At 57.7% G+C, this 5695-nt stretch carries 4 protein-coding genes and 3 pseudogenes; 4 read left to right on the top strand and 3 right to left on the bottom strand.

Going from position 1 to position 5695, the window contains the following annotated elements; all coding sequences use genetic code 11:
• A pseudogene (locus AC1DZU_RS35260) lies at positions 1–238 on the top strand (hypothetical protein); the annotation flags it as partial.
• A 261-nt stretch (positions 239–499) separates the two neighbouring features.
• Positions 500–628, top strand: coding sequence for a DUF6894 family protein (locus tag AC1DZU_RS35255; protein WP_477292038.1), 129 nt, complete (start codon positions 500–502; stop codon positions 626–628).
• Positions 629–1376: 748 nt separating this feature from the next.
• On the opposite strand, the gene AC1DZU_RS35250 is transcribed toward AC1DZU_RS35255, so the two are convergent.
• From AC1DZU_RS35250 to AC1DZU_RS35240, 3 genes and pseudogenes are all read right to left on the bottom strand, one after another.
• Positions 1377–2072 carry a GDSL-type esterase/lipase family protein gene (locus AC1DZU_RS35250; RefSeq protein ID WP_477292036.1) on the bottom strand — a complete coding sequence of 232 codons (696 nt, stop codon included), beginning with the start codon at positions 2070–2072 and terminating at the stop codon, positions 1377–1379.
• 597 nt (positions 2073–2669) lie between these two features.
• A pseudogene (locus tag AC1DZU_RS35245) lies at positions 2670–3363 on the bottom strand (IS110 family transposase).
• A 631-nt stretch (positions 3364–3994) separates the two neighbouring features.
• A complete protein-coding gene (locus AC1DZU_RS35240) occupies positions 3995–4426 on the bottom strand; it encodes a hypothetical protein (protein ID WP_477292034.1) in 432 nt (143 codons plus the stop codon).
• A gap of 635 nt (positions 4427–5061) precedes the next feature.
• Between AC1DZU_RS35240 and AC1DZU_RS35235 the strand changes: the two genes are divergently transcribed.
• Positions 5062–5304, top strand: a complete 243-nt coding sequence (locus AC1DZU_RS35235) for a hypothetical protein (protein ID WP_477292032.1) — start codon at positions 5062–5064, stop codon at positions 5302–5304.
• A 131-nt stretch (positions 5305–5435) separates the two neighbouring features.
• Positions 5436–5695 (top strand): annotated as a pseudogene (locus AC1DZU_RS35230) (hypothetical protein); the annotation flags it as partial.

Genomic DNA, 5695 nt, shown 5'->3' with positions numbered 1-5695 from the left:
AGTTGACGCGATGCGAATTAGAGCCATGACCGAACAGGACGTCCCTGCCGTATCGAAGCTGCTTGGCGAGTCCTGGCGCCGCACATATGGACCAATCGCAGGCTGGGCGGAAACGGCCAAGATTTCGGACGTCCATCATGCCCCGCAGCGGCTCGCGGAGGAACTGGCGGACACCAACAAGATAGCGTTCGTCGCGGAACGGCCGGATGGGTCTCTCGCCCGACTATGCGATGGCTGAGATGGATGCGGGAGGTGACGTCATGCTCGACCGCCTGCACATAGAAAAAAGTGAATTCGGATCCGGGTTGGCGGCCGACATCCGCCGTACTTGCGGCCCATGTCGGCATCCCGAGCATCGCGCTAGAAGTGCTTGAGAGCAACGATCGGGCGCTGGCCTTCTACCGCAAGCACGGTTTTGAGATTGTCGATCGCAAGCCTGCGTCCTATTGTAAACGTACGTTTCTCTTCCCCTCCGGCTTAAAAAGCCTCATGCTGTCGGATGGCCACGTTTTATTTCGACTTCCGGGACGACGGCGAGCTTATGCCCGACCGAGAGGGCTTGGATTTTGAAAGCTTTGGCGAAGCGAAACGCCAGTCAATCCGTCCATTGACAGAAATCACTCAGTAGACCCTGCCCAAACACAGTCACCATGTGTTTGCCGTACGCATCCGAAATGCCGATGCTCGAACACTTCTTCGCGCGTCGATTGTTTTCGATATTGATGTCGATCAGGCCTAAACGCGCTACGCGATCAAACCATAGATACGGCGGGCTGCCTGTTAGATTGTTTCGCGCGGCGGAAAGCCGATTGGCCGGCGCCTTCCCCAAAGCTTCCACCCAACAGCGCCGGCCACCCCCCGCAAAAATCGTTGAGTTACATGTTGCTGGCCGGCCGGGGCGGGGACGACGGTCGATACGCTGGCGACGGCCGCTTGGGCGGCATGTGGGCCAAGGACACGCGGATCGGTTGAGTTGACACCGATAGGGCACCAGCACGGCGCTTGAGTAACTTAGCTGACATCTTAACCACAAGGTCTCGTATTTCCATGGCCGCTCCCTCCGAGAGCGCCCCCGCCGTTTTTAAATTAGCAACGGGTAAAGTTCCCCGCACTAAGATTTGACATATCGGGCCAAAAAAACGGACGATCAAACGTACTGTGGGTCGAAAGCACCAACCAGCCGTTCGTATTCGACCTCTGATTCTCCATAGCCCCCGTCGGCGATTTCAACGAGCCCTTCCCGGTCGCGAATGGTGACTTCCCCACGTCGCGACTGCGCGCGACCTTGCTGGAATCGCGGATCGCATGCGGAAAATGATAGGTGGAGTTCGAGACGCTGACGAAGTCCTCCGTCACCCCGCCTGCGCAATTGAAATTTAGCGCGGGGCGGCTGTCCAACGCGGTTGCACCTGCGCGAGCAGCGCCTCAACCATAGGGAGCATGTTTCTAACGATGATCGCATCACCCGCTGCATTTGGGTGGTCGTGGTCCGGTTCAAGCAACTCCGGATGCCCAGTCACGCCCTCCTTGAAGTCGGCGTAGAGCAAGTCTCCATGCTTGGTCGCTAGCTCGGAGAACATCGTTGAAAACAGCTCGGCATAGTCAGCCCCGAGCCTAGACGAGCAATAGCCATAGGCCGCGGTTCCAACCACAAGCACTGGAACGCGCTTCTGGTCGAGGATACTCAGAAACTGGTCGAGGTTCGCTCGCGTGTCCTTCAGGTCGATTTGAGCGCAATCGTTCTGACCCAATTCGACGATGACAACGTGGTTTGCAGGGTTCGCCTGCAGGTCAAGGCCATCCTTGGATTCCGCCAGCCAAGCGAGACCCCGTTCGCTGTCGTTTCTGTACCCCACCTCGACAATTGACACTGGGTGCCCGGCAGCGTTCAGCGCCGACTTGAGCGTGGCCGCAAATGCGTCAGCCGGAGCTACTCCATAGCTGTTGATGTAGCTGTCGCCGAGGGTGACGATTGTCGGAGGTGCATCCTCGGCATCCACGTTGCCGGCTAACCCCAACATTGCAGAAAGTCCGGCAAGGGCCACAAACGAAACGTCACGCACTTTTGTCATGATCTACCTTCCAGCGGGACCATTCGGGGCTATCCTGGCCGCAGCGCCCGCGATGGATCGTAACAGCACATTCTCATATGACCATGGGGCAAATTTCAAACATGGGGCCCTGCCAGGACGTGGGCCGAGCCATTCCGCTGTGTCAGGCGCATCGTTGGCGTCACAACGCTCGCGATTGCGTTTCAAACCTTGGAAGGCTCCATCCCTCGCGAAGCCCATCATGCGGCGGCTTCATGTCGACCGCGAAGACGACCGTGCTCCCAGCAAACGACACCTCAATACAAATTTGGGCTTGCATTTCGATCCGCGATTAGACGACTGAGACACTTCTCTATTCGGCGTATTTAGGTCAATCACTATCGAGCTTTTCGTGTCTCCGGCGTTTTGACGTCTTTCGCAGGGCCTTGCTTCTCTTCGGGATCGGCGTTTCGTCCTCCCAGCATGGGGTCAGGCGAATGAGGCGGCACAATCTACCAAGCGTCTTGATCGCGTGTTGCAATCAGTACGAGTGTCTCAGCGAGCTCGCCTCATCCATCGTCCTGCGAAGGACGTCCGTCCACCAGCGAGCGGAACTCTGTCTCTCTCCTTTCCGGCCTTCTAGATCAGGTGGCTGACGCCATGGTTTTCCCTCGTCCAGCGGAACTCGGTGCCGTCCAGCCACATGCGATGCATGACGACTGCCAGGCGACAATTGCTTTGCGCATCCCGCGCCGCTTGGCGACGTTCATCGCCCAGGCCTTGAGCCACGACCATTCGTCACGCGAGTCATCAGCGTTTGTGCTGCCTGATAGAGCAACGTCCGCATCATGCCGTCCCCGCACAGGGATATGCATCCAACGCGCTTGCTTTCTGCGCAGAAGACCGCAGATGTCGTCTCGATGGCGATCGCCTTTCCCTACGGCAGCTTGCGGGCCGTCAAGAGTGCCCGCCGCTTCTGGCTTGTGAGCGGCTCACATGCACCGGGCGGTACAGGTTGACTCGCATCATCTGCGCGATGCCGCGCGCGTCAATGCGATCGGTCTTGTTCGGCTGCTCAGGAACGCTTTCACATGACGCGTCTCGATGCAGATGACCGGCAACCCGGCGCACGCCAGCCCCTCGAAAAGCCATTGCGACATGGGCCCGGCCTCGAGACCGACCCGTTCAATGGTCAGGCAGGATCCTTCAGGACGGCGAAGAGATCGTCGCAGTGGCTGACGACCTTCACCTCGCGGCAGATCCTGCCAGATTCATCGACAATACAAACCGCGGTCTCTTTCACCGCGACGTCGAGGCCGATAAAGTGCTTCATGCTGCGCTTCCTTTCCTGATGCTTGTGGCTGTTTGGACAGACCCCGTTCTATCATCAGCTCGAAGCGCAGCACCTTCCTGCATCACCATTGAAGAAGGGGCGCAAGCCGAATACCCCATCTACTGAGATCAATCCTGTTTGCGGCGACCCTTAAACGGAGATCCATTGGATCTGGTCCGGCTTTTCGGCTGCTCGGATTGCAAGGCCGCTGGGCGCGACCGCCGGCCGCAAGCAGCAACCAAGTCCGAGACCAGTAGCATGTCGTCGGATCGCTCTTCCATCAATTGCTCGATGGTGAATTCGGCCGGGCCCTCGGCTCATCTAAGTGTTTCCTTCGCGCCGAGATTGGTGCAATGCAAACACTTAATCATTCATCTCTTCGGCAGATAGCCCTTATCGCGCAGGCTGACGACCGGCCCAATCTCATTATTTTGGCAAGCGCTCAAGTGTCGCTGCGCGCGCCATTTGCGAAGCGTACCCCCAACGCCATATCTGTCAATGCGATTGCGGTGCCAGGCCTATCGTCGACAGCAAAGCCCGCTTGCCTCAGATGCTATAGCAGCTGCGGCTGAAAGTTCTTCCCAGGACACACGGGACGAAGGAACGCCGCTCCCCGCAATCGCAGTCTGCCTCAGTGCCACATTCTCTCTCTGAGCCAATTAAAGAACCTGTTGCCACCGATTATCCGGCGGACCCTTGCAGCAACCCATTGCCCTCTCATCGTAGTCCCGACATGACAACTACAGACGACGTCGTGCAATTGCCAGTCAGTCAGTTCGAAGAAGCGCTTTGCTTCCCCATAGGTATCATCCTTCAGGCCCAACGCACGCAGTATCGGATCCTCGAAAGCCACTGTGATTGGCGAGCCCTCACAGCGCACTGCGTCGCGGGCTTCCCTTTTCAAATGCTCGGTGCCGGTTAGGGCTCCCAGGCGTCGCTCGGGATGTGCAGCTAGAAGCTCTGCCCAACGCTCGATGCGCTGTTGCCTAGTCATGATCGGGTACGTCGACAAGGGCTCCACTTCTGCGATTGTCTGCAGTTGGTTTAGGGTTTGGTATTTCATCGTCAACTCCTGTGGATCGAAGGTCCCCTCCCAACAAAAATTATCGCGCTCCGACTCGCTGACAAGAGCGCCAAGCGGTTTCTCAAACGAGCCAGTTAGGCGTTGGCAAAGCCGATCGTCGAAACCGTGGAATGACCGAAAAATGAAAGCCCTCCAACAGGCACAAAAAAGATCGGATGGTTGGGATGTAAAACGATACACTCCGCAATCGCGAGAATAAGTTCTGTCACCGACTCGGCGGTTAAGGGCTGGCGCCGCCGCTGCCCGGCTTTGTGACCGCGCCCATACTAGCTGTGAGATTTCTCTCCGCCGCCGCAACATCGCGCTGGGCCGTCGCCGAGGCATCAGCGTTCTTATGAGCACGAAGGCCGCGGTGGAAATCCGCGCGGCGCAAGCAAGCGGGAAGACGTCTTAGACACGCTCCTCACATAAGCATCCGGACGACTACACGATTGAGGGTTGGCGCACGCTTCGAGGTTACTTGGGGCTCTGCGCCGAAGAAGAGATAAATGCGTGGGATCATTAAGCCTTGTGGGCTTCGGGAACAAAGTTGGCGGAAGGGAGTTAAAAGCCGTCTCACCGGTTGACCGAACACCATGCTTCTTGCCGTGGCGAATGCCATTTCGACTACTATCATGGCTGCCAAGAACGGGAACGCGGAAATTTTTGGAGTGATCGACCTTACCAACAAAACTGAGGCCCGGATCGGCGGCATCAACTTGGGAATGGCCATTCAATTCGTGGCCAATGCCTCGGTACTCGGTTACGATGTCCGCTCGGCGATGGTCTTCTATGGCGAACCGGGAACGCCGAGTCTTAGGGCAAGGGACTGCGAGCGATTGTGGGCGCAATTTGGTGGCGCACTTCTTCGACCGTAGCCTTTCCCGCCTCACCGCACACCAGAAGCTGAACGTATACCAGCCCAGGGGACGTTATGCTGGCCGGAGGGGGTAACTTGAGGCTGCAACATTAGTTGTACCTAAAATACGCAAAGGCTCATCATTAGCGTATGGGCGGCAACCAGCCATGGGAGGCAGCGAATATGCGAACAATCGAACTCTGTGCGGCAGTCGCTCTGTCGATCCTGCCAACCAGCCTCCTGGGGGCAGACGAGGTTTCCGTCGAACGCGGTTTGTATATTTCGATCATCGGCGGCTGCCATTTCTGCCACACGGAAGGATACCGTGAAGCCGATGGGAAAATCGATCCGGCCAAGGCGCTCAAAGGCTCCTCCATTGGCTGGCAGGGTCCCTGGGGCACGACCTACGC

The sequence above is a fragment of the Mesorhizobium sp. P2_A12 genome (assembly GCF_056405075.1).
This window is presented reverse-complemented; position numbering and strand designations above follow the sequence as displayed.